The sequence below is a fragment of the Streptomyces sp. NPDC000878 genome, from assembly GCF_053599695.1.
In genome coordinates this window covers 184,641-203,067 of the sequence record NZ_JBSFMT010000010.1, presented here as the reverse complement: position 1 = coordinate 203,067, position 18,427 = coordinate 184,641, and the positions used below count along the sequence as shown (strand labels likewise).

General features: G+C 72.4%; 17 protein-coding genes. 5 read left to right on the top strand and 12 right to left on the bottom strand.

Annotated elements, in window-relative coordinates; genetic code table 11:
* Positions 1-188: 188 nt before the first annotated feature.
* Positions 189-1,349: an anhydro-N-acetylmuramic acid kinase gene (locus tag ACWDR4_RS12690; protein WP_450407406.1), complete on the bottom strand. Its 1,161-nt coding sequence runs from the start codon at positions 1,347-1,349 to the stop codon at positions 189-191.
* 4 nt (positions 1,350-1,353) lie between these two features.
* Positions 1,354-2,667, bottom strand: a complete 1,314-nt coding sequence (locus ACWDR4_RS12685) for an MFS transporter (RefSeq protein ID WP_450407404.1) — start codon at positions 2,665-2,667, stop codon at positions 1,354-1,356.
* A 271-nt stretch (positions 2,668-2,938) separates the two neighbouring features.
* Here ACWDR4_RS12685 and ACWDR4_RS12680 point away from each other — a divergent pair, with 271 nt between their 5' ends.
* Positions 2,939-5,620 (top strand): ATP-binding protein, encoded by a 2,682-nt coding sequence (locus ACWDR4_RS12680; RefSeq protein WP_450407402.1) that lies wholly within the window; start codon positions 2,939-2,941, stop codon positions 5,618-5,620.
* A 23-nt stretch (positions 5,621-5,643) separates the two neighbouring features.
* Here the strand turns inward: ACWDR4_RS12680 and ACWDR4_RS12675 are convergent, their stop codons facing one another.
* From ACWDR4_RS12675 to ACWDR4_RS12640, 8 genes are all read right to left on the bottom strand, one after another.
* Positions 5,644-6,435, bottom strand: a complete 792-nt coding sequence (locus tag ACWDR4_RS12675) for an SDR family NAD(P)-dependent oxidoreductase (protein ID WP_450407399.1) — start codon at positions 6,433-6,435, stop codon at positions 5,644-5,646.
* 64 nt (positions 6,436-6,499) lie between these two features.
* Complete coding sequence (pcaDC, locus tag ACWDR4_RS12670; RefSeq protein ID WP_450407397.1) at positions 6,500-7,642, bottom strand: bifunctional 3-oxoadipate enol-lactonase/4-carboxymuconolactone decarboxylase PcaDC; 1,143 nt, start codon at positions 7,640-7,642, stop codon at positions 6,500-6,502.
* On the bottom strand, positions 7,639-8,994 hold the full coding sequence (gene pcaB, locus ACWDR4_RS12665; RefSeq protein WP_450407395.1) for a 3-carboxy-cis,cis-muconate cycloisomerase: 1,356 nt from the start codon (positions 8,992-8,994) through the stop codon (positions 7,639-7,641). Before pcaB ends, pcaDC begins: the two co-directional genes overlap by 4 nt.
* Entirely contained in the window at positions 8,991-9,563 is a 573-nt protein-coding gene (gene pcaG, locus ACWDR4_RS12660; protein WP_450407393.1) for a protocatechuate 3,4-dioxygenase subunit alpha, read from the bottom strand. The genes pcaB and pcaG overlap by 4 nt, the downstream gene beginning before the upstream one ends.
* Positions 9,563-10,336, bottom strand: coding sequence for a protocatechuate 3,4-dioxygenase subunit beta (pcaH, locus tag ACWDR4_RS12655; RefSeq protein WP_450407391.1), 774 nt, complete (start codon positions 10,334-10,336; stop codon positions 9,563-9,565). Before pcaH ends, pcaG begins: the two co-directional genes overlap by 1 nt.
* 9 nt (positions 10,337-10,345) lie before the next feature.
* Complete coding sequence (locus ACWDR4_RS12650; RefSeq protein WP_450407389.1) at positions 10,346-11,557, bottom strand: thiolase family protein; 1,212 nt, start codon at positions 11,555-11,557, stop codon at positions 10,346-10,348.
* Positions 11,554-12,201, bottom strand: a complete 648-nt coding sequence (locus ACWDR4_RS12645; RefSeq protein WP_450407387.1) for a CoA transferase subunit B — start codon at positions 12,199-12,201, stop codon at positions 11,554-11,556. The genes ACWDR4_RS12650 and ACWDR4_RS12645 overlap by 4 nt, the downstream gene beginning before the upstream one ends.
* A complete protein-coding gene (locus ACWDR4_RS12640) occupies positions 12,201-12,956 on the bottom strand; it encodes a CoA transferase subunit A (protein ID WP_235473584.1) in 756 nt (251 codons plus the stop codon). The genes ACWDR4_RS12645 and ACWDR4_RS12640 overlap by 1 nt, the downstream gene beginning before the upstream one ends.
* Positions 12,957-13,198: 242 nt before the next feature.
* Here ACWDR4_RS12640 and ACWDR4_RS12635 point away from each other — a divergent pair, with 242 nt between their 5' ends.
* The 3 genes from ACWDR4_RS12635 (at position 13,199) to ACWDR4_RS12625 (ending at position 15,103) form a co-directional block, all read left to right on the top strand.
* Positions 13,199-13,663 carry a MarR family winged helix-turn-helix transcriptional regulator gene (locus ACWDR4_RS12635; protein WP_450407384.1) on the top strand — a complete coding sequence of 155 codons (465 nt, stop codon included), beginning with the start codon at positions 13,199-13,201 and terminating at the stop codon, positions 13,661-13,663.
* 116 nt (positions 13,664-13,779) lie between these two features.
* On the top strand, positions 13,780-14,571 hold the full coding sequence (locus ACWDR4_RS12630) for an IclR family transcriptional regulator (protein WP_450407382.1): 792 nt from the start codon (positions 13,780-13,782) through the stop codon (positions 14,569-14,571).
* Between the two features lie 199 nt (positions 14,572-14,770).
* A complete protein-coding gene (locus tag ACWDR4_RS12625; protein ID WP_450407379.1) occupies positions 14,771-15,103 on the top strand; it encodes a hypothetical protein in 333 nt (110 codons plus the stop codon).
* Positions 15,104-15,120: 17 nt separating this feature from the next.
* Here the strand turns inward: ACWDR4_RS12625 and ACWDR4_RS12620 are convergent, their stop codons facing one another.
* Together ACWDR4_RS12620 and ACWDR4_RS12615 are read right to left on the bottom strand one after the other, a co-directional pair.
* Positions 15,121-16,134 carry a DUF3048 domain-containing protein gene (locus ACWDR4_RS12620; RefSeq protein WP_450407441.1) on the bottom strand — a complete coding sequence of 338 codons (1,014 nt, stop codon included), beginning with the start codon at positions 16,132-16,134 and terminating at the stop codon, positions 15,121-15,123.
* A gap of 132 nt (positions 16,135-16,266) precedes the next feature.
* Positions 16,267-17,337, bottom strand: a complete 1,071-nt coding sequence (locus ACWDR4_RS12615; protein ID WP_450407376.1) for an ATP-dependent DNA ligase — start codon at positions 17,335-17,337, stop codon at positions 16,267-16,269.
* Positions 17,338-17,411: 74 nt separating this feature from the next.
* On the opposite strand from ACWDR4_RS12615, the gene ligD reads away from it, so the two are divergent.
* Positions 17,412-18,422, top strand: coding sequence for a non-homologous end-joining DNA ligase (gene ligD / locus ACWDR4_RS12610; RefSeq protein ID WP_450407374.1), 1,011 nt, complete (start codon positions 17,412-17,414; stop codon positions 18,420-18,422).
* Positions 18,423-18,427 lie beyond the last annotated feature (5 nt).

Genomic DNA, 18,427 nt, shown 5'->3' with positions numbered 1-18,427 from the left:
AGTTCCCCGCGCCCCTGAAAAGCAGGGGCTGCGCCCCGTGCTTTTCAGGCCCGCAGGGCCGGGTCTTTTGTCCTTTAGGGGCGCGGGGAACTGCGCGACCAGCCCCCACCGGGCCCGCGCTCGACAACGAACCGCCCAACCAACGGAGTTCACTGCATCGTGGCCGCGATCAGCGGAGCGGTGGGAGGTCAGGCCCCTTCCACCAGCAGCCGTACCGGGGCCTTCTCCGCCGCCGGGGGCAGTCGCAGTCCTTCGCGGCCGGGGGTGATCGAGCCGAGGATGCTGGGATGCCGGGCGCCCGTGCTGCCGGGGCGGGTGCCCGCCAGGCCGTGTGCGGTCAGGAAGCCGAGGACCGCGAACGCGTACGCCTCCTTGGCCGTGGACGGCAGGCCCAGTTCGTCGGAGGTGCGCAGGGTCAGCCCGGGGAGGCGGGCTCCGAGCATCGCCATCAGTACGGGGTTGCGGGTGCCGCCGCCCGAGGCGATCACCTCTGTCGCGCCCACCGCACGGACGGCGTCCGCGACCGTGCGGGCCGTGAGCATCGTGAGGGTGGCGATCACGTCCTCGGCGGACAGGGTGCCGAGGCCGGCCAGGGCGTCCTGGAGGTAGCCGAGGTGGAACAGTTCCTTGCCGGTGGTCCGGGGTGCCGGTAGCGCGTAGTACGGCTCGTCCAGGAGTCGGCGCAGCAGCGGTCCGTGGACGGTGCCCCGGGCGGCGAGGGCGCCCTCGGCGTCGTACGCGAGCCGGCCGCCGCTGAAGCCCCTCGCCGCCGCGTCGATCAGGGCGCAGCCCGGGCCGGTGTCGAAGGCGGTGCCGTCCGGGGCGGTGAGGTTGGCGATGCCGCCGAGGTTCAGGGCGACGGGGGTGCCCGGCAGGCCGCGCAGCCACAGCAGGTCGACCAGGCTGACCAGCGGGGCGCCCTGGCCCCCGGCGGCGATGTCGCGCGGGCGGAAGTCGGCGACCACGGGCAGTCCGGTCGCCTCGGCGATCCAGGCGGGCTGGCCGAGTTGGAGTGTTCCGTGGGCTCGGCCCGCGTCCACCCAGTGGTACACGGTCTGGCCGTGCGAGGCGACCAACTCGGCCTCCCCGCCGCACAGTTCGCCCACCGCACGGACGGCCGCCGCCGCGAAGGCCCGCCCGATCCGGGTGTCGAGGCGGCACACCTCGGCCAGCGAGGTGGCGGCCGGGGGCAGCGCCGCCGCGAGCGCCTCCCGCAGGCCGTCGTCGTACGGTTCGCTCACCATTCCCAGCGGGCGCAGTACGAGGCTGTCGCCGACGAGGGTCAGCTCGGCCGCCGCCGCGTCGATGGCGTCGTACGACGTTCCGGACATCAGACCGATCACCCGCATGCCCTCAACCCGCCTTTCCGGTAACGCCCTTGGGGGAGGCGGCGAGCGCGAGCACGCTCACCGCGCACACCGTCGCCGCGTAGTAGGCGGGGATGTCCACGTTCCCCGTCCGCTTCACCGTCTCGGTGATGATCAGGCCTGCGCACCCCGAGAACACCGCGTTGGAGAGGGAGTAGGCGAGGCCCAGGCCCGTGTAGCGCGCGCTCGTCGGGAACAGTTCGGCGAGCATCGCCGGGCCCGGACCCGCCATCAGCCCGACCACCGCGCCCGCCCCGAACACCGCCGCCCCCTTCACCGCGTTCGAAGTGCCCGCGTCCTGAAGGAGGTTGAGCAGCGGCACCGCCAGGAGCACGACCAGCACCGCCCCGGCCAGCATCACCGGCCGCCGCCCGACCCGGTCGCTGAACCAGCCGGCCGGGACGATCGTCGCCGCGAACCCCAGATTGGCCAACACCGTGGCGAGCAGCGCCTGTTGGAAGCTCGCGTGCAGGGTGCTCTGGAGGTAGGAGGGGAGCACGACGAGGAAGGTGTACCCGGCGGCGGCCCAGCCCATGATCCGCCCGGCGCCCACAGCGACGGCCCGCGCGACCTCGCGGGCGGGTGGGCTCTCCGTGGCAGTGTCCGTGGCAGTGGCGGTCGCCCGTTCGAAGTCCGGGGTCTCCTCCAGCCGCAGCCTCAGCCACAGCGCGCCCAGCCCCAGCGGCAGCGTCAGCAGGAACGGCAACCGCCAGCCCCAGTCGCCCAGTTGGGCCTCGGTGAGCAGCGTGGCGAGCAGCGCCGCCGCGCCCGCCCCGGCCAGCAGCCCCAGGGCCACCGTGAACGACTGCCACGACCCGTAAAGACCGCGCCGCCCCGGTGGCGCGAACTCGGTCATCACGGAGACCGCGCCCCCGAACTCCCCGCCCGCCGACAGCCCTTGGACCACCCGGAGCAGCGTCAGCAGCCAGGGCGCGAGGGCGCCGACCGTGTCGTACGTCGGCAGTACGCCGATCAACGTCGTGGCGCCCGTCATCAGGGCGATCACCAGGATCAGCACCGGACGCCGGCCGATCCGGTCGCCGAGCCGGCCGAACACGGCCGCGCCCACCGGCCGGAAGAAGAACGCCAGCGCGAAGGACGCGTACGTTCTCACCAGCGCCTCGGCCTCGCTCCCGCCCTCCGGGGTGAAGAAACGGGCCGCGATCACCGTCGCGAAGTAGCCGTAGACGCCGAACTCGTACCACTCGATGAAGTTCCCCACCGAACCCGCGAACAGGGCTCGGCGGGACTGCTCCGGCCGGGGGGTCCGCAGGTCGTGGGCGGGCGTGGGCGCGCTCATGGAGATCCTTTCCGGGGGCGCGGGCGGGGCGGTCGAGGGGGCGCGACGAAGGGCGGATGTGCGCCCGCCGTGATGGAAAATTAGCTTCATTTCAGGGGTTGTTGACTGTCAATAACTTTCACGACTGCTGGTGGCGGGCCCGCCGCGTCGCCCTGCCGCACTCCCTGTCACTCGTCCCGGCAACACCTGCGCGGACCCGCCTCCACTTCGGCAGCCGGGCGGCTAGTCTCAAGTTCTGTACGTCGTTCAGGCGACTTGGGGAGGTAGCGGGATGACGGAGGAACGGCCCGGGACGGCCGGTTCTGCCGCCCTGTGGGAGCGCGACACACAACTCGCCGCCGCCGAGCGGGCGATCGACGCCCTGCGCGCCGACAGCGCCTCCGCCGGCAGTCTGCTGCTCCTCACCGGCGAGGCTGGCCTCGGCAAGACCGCGCTGATGGCCGAAACCCGGCGCATCGCCGAGAAGCGCAACTGCACGGTGTGGTCGGCACGCGGCGGCGAGACCCTCAAGTCGGTCCCCTTCAACGTCGTACGCCAGCTGCTGCAGCCCGCGCTGCTGTCGCTGATGCCGGAGGAGGCCCGCGAGTACCTCGGCGACTGGTACGACATCGCCGGTCCCGCCCTCGGCATCGCGGAACCCGGCGACCGCATGGCCGACCCGCAGGGCGTGTGCGACGGCCTCGTCGCGGCCGTACGGCGGCTCGCCAAGCGTGACTGGCCGCTCGTCCTGCTCATCGACGACGCCCACTGGGCCGACCAGGAGACCCTGCGCTGGCTGGCCGCGTTCGCCGAGCGGCTCGACGACCTGTCCGTCCTCGTCGTGGTCGCCCGCAGGCCCGACGAGGCCACCGGCGACAGCGCCGCCCACCTGGAGGCGATCGCCCGGACGGCGGGCCCCGTCGCCGCGCTCGACGCACTGACCCCGGTAGCCGCCGCGGGCCTCACCCGCGCCACCCTCGGCCCGCACGCCGACGGCCCGTTCTGCCGCGAGGTGTGGGCGGTCACCGCCGGCAACCCGTACGAGACCGTCGAGCTCCTCGCCAAGGTCCAGGACGCCGGACTGGCCCCGGTCGAGGCGTCCTGCGGAAGCCTGCGCGAACTCAACAACTCGGCGCGCGGCGGCGGCCTCGTCGCCCGGCTCCAGGACCTGGGCCTGGCGGCCACCCGCTTCGCCCAGGCGGCGGCCATCCTCGGCTCGGGCATCACCGTGGACCTCGTGGCCCGGCTGGCCACCCTGGGCCCCAACGACGCCTACCGCTGCGCCAACCTCCTGTGCACCGAACGCATCCTCACCGAGCCCGATCTGAGGGTCGGGCACATCACCGACAGCGAGCTGGAGTTCGTCCACCCGCTGATCGCCACCGCCGTCTACGACTCCATCCCGGACGGCATGCGCACCGCCATGCACGGCATCGCCGCCCAGGTCGTCACCGAGTCCGGGAAGGGTGCCGCCGCGGCGTCCCGCCACCTCCTGCACGTCTATCCGGACGACGACGAGGAACTCGTCGAGCAGCTTCGGGAGGCCGCCCGCGAGCACCAGATGGTCGGCGCCCCGGACGCGGCCCGCCGCTGTCTGGAACGCGCCCTGCTGGAACCGCCCCGCCCCGAGAGTCACGCGCACGTCCTCTACGAACTGGGCTGCGTCACCCTCCTCACCTCGCCCGCCACCACCATCGGACACCTCCAGACCGCGCTCGCGCTGCCCGGCCTGGAAGGCGCCCTGCGTGTCGACGCGATCGTCCGTCTCTCCCAGGCCCTGCTGCACAACAACCAGATGGAGGAGGCGGTCCGTACGGTCGAGGAGGAGGCTGCCCGGCACCAGCCTGGCCCTGCCCGCATGCGGTTGCAGGGGGCGCAGTTCATGCTGGAGTGCCTCCACGGCGGCGACGCGCCCGCGCCGGGCCGCTCCGAGCGCCTCGCCGACCTGGCCCGCCCCTGCACCGGCCGGGACAACTCCGAGCGCGCGCTGCTCATGCTGCGCGGCTTCGACGCCATGACCCACGGTGAGAACGCCGAGGAGGTCGTGGAGGTGTGCGACCGCGCCCTCGTCAACGGCCGCCTCGCCCCCGGGCTCGGCTGGACCGACCCCGAGTGGGGCATCGAACTGCTGCTGATGCTGGCCTGCTCGTACGCCTACACCGACCGTCTCGACCGCGCCGAGGCCTTCTACACGGAGGCCCTGCGCGCCTACGAGACGGCGGGCTGGAGCGGCGGCCACCTCTCCCTCGCCCATGCGTACGTCGGTCTCGGGCACCGCAGGCGGGGCCGCCTCAGAGAGGCCGAGACCTCCCTGCGCGAGTCCCTGCGGCTCGCCGAACGCGTCGGGCGCGGCCTGCCCCTGTACTGGTCGGCGACCTGCAACCTCGTCGACACACTGCTGGCCCGCGGCCATGTCCAGGACGCCTGGGACATCGCCGAGCAGTACGGCTTCGCCCCGCCCTACCCGTCCACCATCGTGCTGCCCGAACCCCGCGCCGTACGCGGCAGGCTGCTCCTCGCCGTCGGCCGGACCAAGGAGGGCATCAACGAACTGGAGGCCGCGGAGAAGGCGGCGACCGCGCGGGGCTTCCACAACCCCGTGCTCGCCACCTGGTCCGTCGACCTCGCCCGGGCCCTGGCGACGGAGGACCCGCTCCGCGCCGCCACACTCGCCTCCGATGCCCGCCGCAATGCCGAGCGCTTCGGCACGGACACCGCCATCGGCGAGGCCCTCCGCTGCGCAGCGAGCCTGGAGACCGGCCAGCGCGCGGTCCGGCTGGCCGCCCAGGCGGTCGCCTACCTGGAGGCGTCACCCTGCCAGTACGAACACGCGGCGGCACGCGTCGAGTACGGCATCCTCGCCCGCTCCGTCGCCGAGATCCAACGCGGCCTGACCCTGGCCAAGTCGTGCGGCGCCGACGGCCTGGTGGCCCAGGCCCGGGACGTCCTGGAGACGGGCCGGGGCCTGCGCTGACCGACGGGGGCGCCCGGTGCGGGTCAGACCCGGAGCAACTGCTCCGTGACCTTCTCCAGGCGCCCCCGCACCTCCTCCCCGTACGCTTCCTCGTGCGCCCGCGCCGGGCTCGTACCGTCGAAGTACCGTCCGCTGCCCGACTCCCGGGTCACCAGCGCGAGAACGCCCGCCGCACCGTCGGCGACGCTCGACCAGGGGGCGACACCGGCCTCGCGGACCATCGTGGTGTCCATGTAGGTGGCCGGGTGCAGCACGTTGACGGAGATGTCCCAGGCCGCCAACTCCTCGGCCAGGGTGAAGGTGTGGGCGGCGAGCGCGAACTTGCTGCGGACGTACGCCGTGGTTCCGCTGTAGCCACGGGTGAGTTCGGGATCGGCGAAGTCGAGGGGCGCCTGACCGGCCGAGCCGACGTTCACGATCCGTGAGGGCGCGCCCGCGCGCAGCGTCGGCAGCAGGGCGCGGGTCAGGACGACCGGCGCGAGGTAGTTCACCGCGAGCCGCAACTCGTGCCCGTCGACGCTCAGTTCACGGCCGGAGCCGGGCGGACCGGCCCCGACGCCCGCGTTGTTGACGAGCACATCGAGACTCGGGTGCGCGGCCGAGACCTCCGCGCCCAGCTTCCGTACGGCGGCCAGCGAGGCCAGGTCCGCGACGAATCCCTCGGCCGCGCCCTCGGTCCGCAGCTCCGTGACGAGCTGCTCGGTGCGGCCGGGGTCGCGCCCGTGGGCGAGCACGGTGTGACCGGAGCGGACCAGCTCGAAGGCGACGTACCGGCCGAGCCCCGAAGTGGCGCCGGTAATCAGAACAGTGGACATGCCTCCACCGTAGGCACGGGAGGGAGGCACGCACGAGATGCTGCTGGGACTACGACCGGCAGGGTCACCCTTCCGGGCCGTCCGGCACCGCGCCGTCCTCCTCCGCCAAGACGCGCTGCGCCGCCGCGAACGCCGAGTTGGCCGCCGGGACCCCGCAGTACACGGCCGTCTGGAGCAGCACCGCGCCGATCTCCTCGGGGGTGAGCCCGTTGCGGCGGGCCGCGCGGACATGCATCGCCAGCTCGTCGTAGTGGCCGTGGGCGACCAGCGCGGTGAGCGTGATCATGCTGCGTTCGCGCCGGGTGAGCGTCGGGTCGGTCCAGATCTCGCCCCACGCGTAACGCGAGATGAAGTCCTGGAAGCGGGCCGTGAAGGGTGTCTGGCGCGACTGGGCGCGGTCCACGTGCGTGTCGCCGAGCACCTGCCTCCGCACCTCCATGCCCCGCCGGGCGACCGTCCCGAAGTGCGGGCGCAGCGCGGCCAGTACGGCCTCCGGGCACTGCGCGACCGCCAGATGCGAGGCGCCCGACAACTCGACGAGCGTGGCACCGGGCACGGCGTCCGCGATCTCCCGCAGATGGGCCGGGGGAGTGGCCGGGTCCTGCCGCCCGGCGACGAGCAGCGTGGGTACGCCGATCTCGGCGAGCCGGTCGCGCAGGTCGAAGGCGCCGAGCGCGTCGCAGCAGGCGGCGTACGCGTCCGGATCGGCGTTCCGGTGGTCCGCCACCAGCTCCGGCACGGTGAACCCGGAGGTGAACCAGCGTGCGTCGGCACCGTCCGCGAGCCCGGCCAGCCCCTCGCTCCGCACCAGCGCGGCCCGCTCCTCCCACGGCTTGCTGCCGTTGAAGTGGGCCGAGGAGCAGAGAACGGCGAGCGAGGACACGCGCTCCGGGTGGTGGACGGCCAGATGCAGACCGACGGCGCCGCCCAACGAGACGCCCGCGTAGGCGAATTGCTCGATCCCGAGCGAGTCGGCGAGCGCCAGCACCAGCGCGGCCAGGTCGCCGATGGTGGCCCCGGGCCCGATCAGGTCGGGCGCCGAACCCCCGTGCCCGGGCAGGTCCCAGCGGACCACCCGGTGCGTCACGGACAGCTCGGGCGCCACCTTGTCCCAGAGGGCGTACGACGTCCCGAGCGAGGGTCCGAGCAGCAGCGGGGGAGCGGTGGCGGAGCCCTCGACGCGGTGGTGCAGCAGCTTGTCGGTCACGGTCGCTCCAGAGCACGGTCGGTGAGGTCTCCGGCGGAGCCGGTGTAACGGGCGGGGTCGATCAGCTCGTCGAGGGGCAGGTCCTTCAACTCCGGCTCCTCTGCGAGGAGTTCGGCGAGCGATCGGCCCTCGGTGTAGGTACGGGCGGCCACTTCGGTGAGCAGTGCCTTCGCGCGGGCCCGGCCCAGCACGGGCGCGAGTTCGGCGGCGAGGCGCTCGGAGACGATCAACCCGTGGGTGAGGCCCAGGTGTTGGCGCATGACATCCGCGTGGACCCGCAGTCCCTCGGTCAGTTCGACGGCGTCCCGGGCGGCGCCCCCGGTGACCCGCAGCAGCTCCCTGAGCGGCTCCCACTCGGCGTGCCAGGCACCGGCCGGCCGTTCGTCCTCGGCTACCAGCGTGCCGTACAGGGTGGCCGCGAGCTGCGGCGCGCGCCGGGCGGCTGCGGCGATCAGCGTCGACCGTACGGGGTTCGCCTTGTGCGGCATCGCCGACGAACCGCCGCCGCTGCCCTCGGAGACCTCGGCGATCTCGGTACGGGCGAGGGCGAGCACATCGGCGGCGAGCTTCCCGAGGGACCCGGCCGTGAAGGCGAGCGCCCCGGCGAGGTCCGCGACCGGGGTGCGCAGGGTGTGCCAGGGCAACGCCGGTTCGGCGAGGCCGAGTTCGCGGGCGTAGGCGGCGACCAGGGCCTGCGTGTCGGTGGTTCCGAACACGGTGAACGCGGCCAAGGTGCCTGCGGCGCCGCCCAGTTGGGCGGGGAGACGGTGGCGTACGGCCGTCAGGCGGTCGCGTGCGTCCAGCACCAGCGAGCGCCAGCCCGCCGCCTTCAGACCGAAGGTCGTCGGTACGGCGTGCTGGGTGAGTGTGCGGCCCGGCATCGCGGTGTCGCGGTGGTCGGCGGCCATGCGGGCGAGGGCCCGTGCGGTGCGGTCGAGGTCCGCGAGGACCAGGTCCAGGGTGCGGGCGGCGACCAGCATCGTCGCCGTGTCCAGGATGTCCTGGCTGGTCGCACCCCGGTGGACGTACGGCCCGTACTCCGTGCCGACCGCCGCCGTCAGGTCCGCGACCAGCGGGATCACCGGGTTGCCGCCGGCCCGGGCGCGCAGCGCGATCGACCGTACGTCGAAGGCGGACAGGGAGCCTGCCGCTGTGTCCACCGCCTCCGCCGCTTCCGTGGGCGCCAGCCCCAGCCCGGCCTGCGCGCGGGTCAGCGCGGCCTCGGCGTCCAGCAGGGCCCGCAGATACGCGGTGTCGCTCGTCGCGGAGGCCGCCGGGGAACCGGCCCACCCGGGGGAGAGCAGGCCGGTGTCGGCGTCGTCGTCGGTAGCGGCATCGGCAGGTGGTGTCACTCGAACTCCAGGAAGACCGTCTCGCCCTCGCCCTGAAGGCGGATGTCGAAACGGTACGTCCGCCGCTCGCCCTCGGCGGCGACCAGCGTGGCGCGCCGCTCGGCCGACAGCGAGTCGAGCAGCGGGTCGGCGCCGTCCGCCAGATACGCGCGCGTGTACAGGTGGTGCAGCAGACCGCGCGCGAAGACGCAGACGCTGATGTACGGCAGACCGGCGTTGCCCGGGGGCAGCGTGTACAGCGCGAAGTGGCCGTCGGCGTCGGTGGCGACCCGCCCGAAGCCCGTGAAGTCGGTGCCGTTGCGGCCCAGGTAGCCGCCCGTCACCGGGTTGCGGCGCAGTGAGCCGGGGGCGCCGGTGAGGGAGCCGTCGGGCGCCGCCTGCCAGAACTCCAGCAGGGCGTCGGGGATCGGGTCGCCCTCGCCGTCCAGGACGTACCCGTGGAGGGTGATCGTGTCCGGGTGGCCCTTGGGCGCGACCTGCTCGCCCTCGGGGAAGGGGAGCGCGTAGCCGTAGAAGGGGCCGACGGTGTGGGACGGGGTCGGGAGAGGTTTCTGCGGGGAGACGCTCATCAGTCGCGGCCTTCTTCGATCCAGGTGGCGGAGGGACCGTCGAGGACGATGTCCCACTCGTAGCCGAGCGAGAACTCGGGCTGGGACAGGTCGTGGTTGTACTGGGCGACCAGCCGGTCACGGGCGGCCTCGTCGGTCACCGAGCGCAGGATCGGGTCGTAGCGGAACAGCGGGTCGTTCGGGAAGTACATCTGGGTCACGAGCCGCTGGGTGAACGCCGTGCCGAAGACCGAGAAGTGGATGTGCGCGGGCCGCCAGGCGTTGGTGTGGTTGCGCCACGGGTACGCGCCCGGCTTGATCGTGGTGAACTTGTACCGCCCCTGATCATCCGTCAGGACCCGCCCCACACCGGTGAAGTTGGGGTCGAGCGGTGCCGGGTGCTGGTCCCGCAGATGCGCGTACCGGCCGGAGGCGTTGGCCTGCCACAGCTCGATCAGCTGGCCGCGCACGGGCCGCCCGTCGCGGTCGAGGAGCCGGCCGGAGACGGTGATGCGCTCGCCGAGCGGCTCGCCCTGGTGCTGGACGGTGAGGTCGCTGTCGATGTCGGTGATGTCGGTGGCACCGAACACCGGCCCGGACAGCTCGACCGTCTCCGGGTCCCCGCCGTTCACCGCGACCAGCGGCTGTTTGGGGTAGCGGAGCACCGAGCTGCGGTACGGGGCGTAGTCGCGCGGCGGATGGTTCTGTACGGGGGCGCCTTCGGCGACGGCCTTGTCGTAGGCGTCCTGGAGGTCGCCGACCTCGATGTCGATGTCCGACTGGGAGAGAGCCATGGGGAGTTCCTAGCGTTCGAGGACGAGGGCGAGGCCCTGGCCCACGCCGATGCAGAGGGTGGCGACACCGACTCCCGTGCCCTGGCGGGCGAGTTGGTGGGCGACGGTCCCGGCGAGGCGGGCGCCGGATGCGCCGAGCGGGTGGCCGATGGCGATGGCCCCGCCCTGCGGATTGAGGATCGCCGGGTCGAACTCGGGCCATTCGGCGACACAGCCGAGGACCTGGGCGGCGAACGCCTCGTTCAGTTCGAGAGTTGACAGATCGTCAAATGCCTTGCCCGCCTTGGCGAGTGCCCGGTTGACGGCTTCGACGGGGGCGAGGCCGAAGTAGTCCGGGTCGATGGCAGAGACGCCGGTCGCGGAGACCCGGGCGAGGGGTTCGCGGCCGGTGGCCTTCAGCCCCTCCTCGTCCACCAGAAGCAGGGCGGCGGCGCCGTCGTTGAGCGGGGAGGCGTTGCCCGCCGTGACCGTGCCGCCTTCCGTGCGGAAGGACGGCTTGAGCCTGGCCATGGCCGCCAGGGAGGCGTCGGCACGTACGGACTCGTCGGCGCCGAAGACGACCGGGTCGCCCTTGCGCTGGGGGATGCTGACGGGGGCGAGTTCGGCGTCGAACAGGCCCGACTGCTGTGCCGCGGCGGCCTTTTGGTGGCTGGCGAGGGCGAACTCGTCCTGCTGCTCGCGGCTGATCTTGTGCTTGTCGGCGATGAGTTCGGCGGACTCGCCCAGCGGGATGGTCCACTGCGGATCCATCTTCGGGTTGGTCATGCGCCAGCCGAGGGTGGTCGAGTACAGCTCGGTGTGCCCGGCGGGGAAGGGCCGGTCGTTCTTGGGCAGCACGTACGGCGCCCGGGTCATCGACTCCACGCCACCGGCGAGCGCGATGGAGGCGTCGCCGACGGCGATGGCGCGCGCGGCCTGGATCACGGCTTCGAGGCCGGAGGCGCACAGGCGGTTGACCGTCACCCCGGGGACGGAGGTGGGCAGCCCGGCGAGCAGGCCGGCCATGCGGGCGACGTTGCGGTTCTCCTCGCCGGCGCCGTTGGCGTTGCCGAAGTAGACGTCCTCGATGCGCGAGGGGTCCAGGTCGGGCGTACGGGCGAGGAGTTCACGGATGGCGTGGGCGCCGAGGTCGTCCGGGCGCACCGACGCGAGGCCACCGTTGTAGCGGCCGATCGGGGTGCGGACGGCGTCGACGATGTAGACGTCCTTGAGACGGCTCACGACTGGATCTCCTCGGGGATACGGACCTTCGCGGCGGTCTTCGTCACGATCTCCTCGACCGTGACACCCGGCGCGGTCTCGACGAGCACCAGCCCGTCCTCGTTGACGTCGAGAACACCCAGATCGGTGATGACCCGGTTCACACACGCCTTGCCGGTGAGGGGGAGTTCACACTGCTCCAGGATCTTCGGGGAGCCGTCCTTCGCGGTGTGCGTCATGACCACGATGACCGTGCGGGCCCCGTGCACGAGGTCCATGGCGCCGCCGATCCCGGTGATCAGCTTGCCCGGGATCGCCCAGTTCGCCAGGTCGCCCCCGGCGGACACCTGCATGGCGCCCAGCACGGCGACGTCGATGTGCCCGCCCCGGATCATCCCGAAGGAGAGCGCCGAGTCGAAGAAGGAGGCGCCCGGCAGCACGGTCACCGTCTCCTTGCCCGCGTTGATCAGGTCGGGGTCGACATGGTCGTCGGTCGGGTAGGGGCCGGTGCCCAGGATGCCGTTCTCCGACTCCAGGATCACCTCGACGTCGGCCGGGAGGTAGTTGGGGATCAGCGTCGGCAGCCCGATGCCGAGATTGACGTACTGCCCGTCGCGCAGCTCGCGTGCGGCCCGCGCGGCCATTTCCTCACGTGTCCAGGCCATCAGCTGCTCACCGTCCGCTGCTCGATCATCTTGGCGCTCGCCTGCTCGGGGGTGAGGGCGATGACCCGCTGCACGAAGATGCCCGGCAGATGCACGGCGTCCGGGTCGATCTCGCCGGGCTCGACCAGCTCCTCGACCTCGGCGACCGTGATCCGGCCGGCCATGGCCGCGAGGGGGTTGAAGTTCCGGGTCGACTTGTTGAAGACGAGGTTGCCGTGCCGGTCGCCCTTGGCGGCCCTGACCAGCGCGAAGTCGGTGCGGATACCGCGCTCCAGCACGTACTCCGTGCCGTCGAACTCCCGTACCTCCTTCGGCGGTGAGGCCAGCGAGACGCCGCCCTGGCCGTCGTACCGCCAGGGCAGTCCGCCCTCGGCGACCTGGGTGCCGACGCCGGCGGGCGTGAAGAAGGCGGGGATACCGGCGCCGCCGGCGCGCAGCCGCTCGGCGAGCGTGCCCTGCGGGATCAGCTCGACCTCCAGTTCACCGGCCAGGTACTGGCGGGCGAACTCCTTGTTCGCGCCGATGTACGAGCCGGTGACGCGGGCGATCCGGCCCGCCGCGAGCAGTACCGCGAGGCCGGACTCCATGGCCCCGCAGTTGTTGGACACCACCGACAGGCCCGAGACCGCGCGCTCGTACAACGCCTGGATCAGCACGTTCGGCACTCCGCTGAGCCCGAACCCGCCCACCGCGAGCGACGCGCCGTCCGGCACATCGGCCACCGCCTCCAGGGCTGTGGCGACCACCTTGTCCATCCGTGAAGCCCCATCTCTTCCGAGCGTCTTCCGTGTGTCCCTGTGCGCGATTACTCAGGGCACTGAGTATTTCAGCAAGGTTTCCTTCACGCTGCCACCCACGGGTCACGCCGTCAAGAGGGGTGGGAAAATAGCAGGTGGAAGGCCTGTGTTCAGACGGGAGACAGGGGGGAGGGGAGGGCTGTATCGTCAGTACACCAACGAAATTCTGTACGCCCATGCAGACGACCCCAGGAGCTGACATGGCCGCGGTGGACCTCTCCACCCACCCCGGGCACCTCGCCCGGCGACTGCAGCAGGCGCACTACCTGCTGTGGAACACGATGGTCTCCGAGGAGATCACCTCACCGCAGTTCGCGGTCCTCAACGCGCTGGTCGCCGAACCCGGCATGGACCAGCGCACGGTCGGGGAGCGGGTGGGCCTCGACCGGTCCACGGTCGCCGAGGTCGTCAGCAGGCTCGGCCGCCGGGACCTCATCGACAAGGTGCGCGACCCGGAGGACGGCCGCCGCTCCCTGCTGCGCCCCACGGACGACGGGGTGCGCACCCACCGCAAGCTGACCGTGCGGACGGCCCGGATGAACCAGGTCTTCCTGGCCCCGCTCTCCGCCGACGAACAGAGCGTGTTCCTCGACCTCATCCAGCGCGTCGCCGACGCCGCGGAAGGCCTGCGCAACCCGGCGGAACCGCTCGCCTCCCAGCGCTGACCTGGTTCGCTTCCTGCCACCGGGTCCGCCCAGCGGACCTGGAACGGATACCGTGCAGGGGCGAGACCGCCGCCCTGACCATGGGACGGCCGGTCCGGAGCCGAGGAGGAACAGCGATGGCAGCCGGAGCATCCGGGGCAGGGGCAGGGGCCGCGACCGAGTCCGAACCCGCGGGGATGCGTACCGTCCAGCGGGCCATCGACATCCTCGGACTCTTCGACGAGGTCCGCCCCGCGCTGACCATCCGCGAGATCGTCAGCGCCTCCGGGCTGCCGAAGACCACCGTGCTGCGACTGCTCCAGACCCTGCGGCTCAACGGGCTCCTCTGGGTCGACGAGCACGGCCGCTACATCGCGGGCCCCGCACTGCTGCGCTGGTCCCGGCTCGCCGAACAGGCCTGGCGACTGCCGGCCGCGGCCCAGGCGCTGCTGCGCGACCTCGCCGCCGAGCACAAGGAGACCGTGCATCTGTACGTACGCCGGGACATCCGCCGTGTCTGCATCGCCCAGGAGGAGGGACCGCAGGCGCTGCGCCAGGTCGTGCGGGTGGGCGACGAACTCCCGCTCTGGGCGGGCGGCGTGGCCAAGGCCCTGCTCCTCGACGCCCCCGACGCGCTGCTGCTCCGGGTCGCGGAGGCCTCGCCGCACGGGGCCGCGCATCTGGCGACCCTGCGGACCTGGATCGAGGAGGCCCGCGACCACGGGTACGCCGTGAGTCACGGCGAACGCGAGGAGGGTCTGTCGGCGGTGGCGGTGCCGGTGCGGGGGAGAACCGGGGCCGTGGTGGCCGCGCTGTCCTTCGGCGGGCCGAGTACGAGGTTCACGCAGGAGCGGGTGACGCGGTTCGCGGGGGCGCTGCGCGGGGCGGCGGGGGAGTTGGGGCGGGCGGGGCTGCCGTTCGAGGCGTGAGGTGGCCGATCGCGTGTGAGGTGGTCGGTCGCAAGTCGGCCATGGGCTGACCGGGTCGGCGATGGGTGACCGCGATCGCCGGTGGTGGCGATGGGGTGCCATTGGTCCGCTGGACGGACCAGTAGTTCCACTGTTCGGATCGCGGGGCTACCCTGGGGTTCCACGCAGCACGCCACCCGGCACGGAAGGCGAACCCCCCGTGAGCCCGACCCTCGGCACCCGGCCCCCGCACACCCCTGCCGACTGGTGGGTCACCGCCGACCAGGCCCGGCGCGCGGCCCAGGGCGGTCTCGCCGATGCCGCGACGGCGCCCGACATGTTGCGTACGCTCGCCGAACTCGACCGTGCCCGCCGCGCCTCGCTCGTCGCCGCCGGAGCCGCCGCCGAGGCACTGCTCGCCGCGGGCACCGGCTGGCCGGAGCTGGCGGCGGCCCTCGGTTTCGCCTCGGCCGAGGAGGCACGGGAGGCGCTCGGCGCCGCCAGGGCCGACGCGGAGTCGGCGATCGAGGAACGCCTGGGCCACCGCGCCTGAGCCGTACGGGGACTTGGTCACGCCGTCGCGAACACCACCCACACCTGGCCCTTCGCGAAGTTCACCGGCGTACCGTCCGCCGTCGTGAAGTCCGTCCCGTCCGCGGCCGACCCGCGCCGCCACTCCACCTCGAACACCCGCCCGTCGCGCAGGACTTGGGCCCGGCCCGAGCCCACGGTCTGGGTGTACGGCGAGTTGTTGCCGAGGACGTCGTGGAACCGTGACTCGCGCACCTTCACGTACTGCACGACGACCGTCGGAGCGGCGAGCCGCTCGCCGTCGGTCGCGAGGGCCGGGGTGCCGTCCATCGACACCAGCCAGGCGTGCCGGTCCGCGTCCCAGGTGAACGTGAAGCGCGCCGACGGGAAGCGGACGGTGCGCGAGTCGGCCGGGGTCCCGCCCTCGGGGGCGGCGCCGTACCGGAAGCCGGTCGTCAGCGCCGCCGCTCCGGGTGCGGCGTCGAGCAGCCGCTGTGGTCGCAGGTAGAGGTTGTGCGGTGCCGCCTTGCCGGCGCCCCGGTAGTACGCGCCGGAAGCGGCCGACGACGGCGACTCGGCGTTCAGTGGCGCCTTGTCGATCAGCGGCAGCAGCTTGCCCTGGGCCCCGGAGAAGGCGAGCGTCGGCTCGTCGAACTGACGCAGCAGCTCCAGGTCCGACTCGCGTGCGCTGCGCACCGGCCCGACGGCCTTCGGCAGCCGCGTCGCGTACACCGCCATCAGCCGGCTCAGACCGCCCTCGACCTGCTCGGCGTACACGATGTCCGCCGCCTCCAGGCCCGTCTGGGGGCGGGCCGCGCGGACGTTGTCGATCTTCACGGCGAGGGCCGAGCCGGCACTCATCGGGTCGTGCCCCTCGGATTCGCGCTGGTCGGGTTCCTGGCTGCGGCTGTGGGTCTGCCCGCGGCCGTCGTCCGAGGGGCGGTCGCCCGAGGTGCAGCCGGCCATCAGGGAGGCCGTCAGGGCGGCGGCCACCAGCGCCGCCGTGGCCGTTCCGCGGCGCCGTGTGCGTGCCGTTCGCGCGATCTGTCGCATGTCCACCGTCGCCACCAGTCCGTATCTACGATTGTGCGCTTATCTGTTCATTGGTGGCCATACCCGATTGATTCTGATCGCGCGCGGTGAAGGGGCCGAACGGCCCACGTGTGAGGTCCCCCGGGGGTGACCTCAGCCCTCCGGGCCGAGGATCTCCGCGAGGTCGTACCCCACCGGCTCCTCCAACTGGTCGTACGTGCAGCTGTCGGCCGTACGGTCCGGGCGCCAGCGGCGGAAGCGGGCCGTGTGCCGGAAGCGCACCCCGTTCTCCATGTGGTCGTACGCCACCTCGGCCACCAGTTCGGGCCGCAACGGGATCCACGAGAAGTCCTTCTTCGTCGACCACCGGCTCGGCGCCCCCGGCAGCCGCGCGGCCTCGTGCGCCGCCTCGTCCGCCCAGGCGGCCCACGGATGCTCGCTCACGTCCGCCAGCCGCAGCGGCTCCAGCTCCTCGACGAGTTCGGCCCGCCGCTTCATCGGGAACGCGGCGCTCACCCCGACGTGCTGGAGGGTGCCCCGGGCGTCGTACAGCCCGAGCAGCAGCGAACCCACGATCGGCCCGCTCTTGTGCAGCCGGTACCCGGCGACCACGACATCGGCCGTCCGCTCGTGCTTGATCTTGAACATCGCCCGCTCGTCCTGCCGGTAGAGCAGGGTGAGCGGCTTGGCGATGACACCGTCGAGCCCGGCCCCCTCGTACTGCTCGAACCACCGCTGGGCCACCTCGATGTCCGTGGTCGCCGGCGCCACATGCACGGGCGCGGTTACGCCGGACAAGGCCATGGTGAGCAGCGCGCGCCGGTCGGTCAGCGGAACGTCGAGCAGCGACTCGTCGGCCAGCGCCAGCAGATCGAACGCGACGAACGAGGCGGGCGTCCGCTCGGCCAGCGTCCGCACCCGGGACGCGGCCGGGTGGATCCGCTCGGTCAGCGCGTCGAAGTCGAGCCGCCCACCGAGCGCGATCACGATCTCCCCGTCCACCACACACCGCTTGGGCAACCGCTCCCGCAGGGCGGCCACCAGCTCGGGAAAGTACCTGGTCAGGGACTTTCCGGTACGGCTCCCGATCTCGACCTCGGCGCCGTCCCGGAACACGATGGCCCGAAAGCCGTCCCACTTCGCCTCGTAGTGCATGTCCGGGGGGATCCTGGCCACGGACTTGGCGAGCATGGGTTTCACGGGGGGCATGACCGGCAGATCCATAGCTCGATTCTGCGCGCCCCCGCCCGTAATCGCCCGGTATGCGAGCTTCACGCGGTACGCCTACCGTGACTCACATGGGTGAAGCGGTGGAGCTGGAGGCGTTCGGGCGGACGGTACGGCTGTCCAGCCCCGGCAAGATCTTCTTTCCGGAGCGTGGCTTCACCAAGCTCGATCTCGCCCAGTACTACCTCGCCGTCGGCCCCGGCATCCTGCGTGCGCTGCGTGACCGGCCCACCACCCTGGAGCGGTATCCGGACGGGGTGGCCGGCGAGAACTTCTTCCAGAAGCGGGCGCCCAAGAACATGCCCGACTGGATTCCGACCGCCCACATCACCTTTCCCAGCGGTCGCAGCGCGGACGAGATGTGCCCGACCGAGGTCGCCGCCGTGCTGTGGGCCGCCCAGTTCGGCACCCTCACCTTCCACCCCTGGCCGGTGCGCCGCGCCGATGTCGACCGCCCCGACGAACTGCGCATCGACCTCGACCCGCAGCCCGGTACGGACTACGGCGACGCCGTCCGCGCCGCGCACGAACTGCGGGCCGTGCTCGACGAGTTCGGGGGGCTGCGAGGCTGGCCCAAGACCTCCGGCGGGCGGGGGCTGCATGTCTTCGTGCCGATCGAGCCGCGGTGGACGTTCACGCAGGTGCGGCGGGCGGCGATCGCCGTCGGGCGGGAGCTGGAGCGGCGGATGCCGGAGCAGGTGACGACCAAGTGGTGGAAGGAGGAACGCGGGGAGCGGATCTTCGTCGACTACAACCAGACGGCGAGAGATCGCACCATCGCTTCCGCCTACTCCGTACGGCCTCGGCCGCACGCTCCTGTCTCCGCACCCCTGCGCTGGGACGAGGTCGGTGACGCTCAGCCCCGCGACTTCGACCTCGCCACCATGCCCGAACGGTTTGCCCAACTCGGCGACGTCCACGCCGACATGGACGACCACGCCTTCTCCCTCGACGCCCTGCTCGAACTCGCCCGGCGCGACGAACACGAGCACGGACTCGGTGACCTGCCGTATCCCCCGGAGTACCCGAAGATGCCGGGCGAGCCCAAGCGTGTGCAGCCAAGTCGGGCCCGGAAGGACTGAGTTCG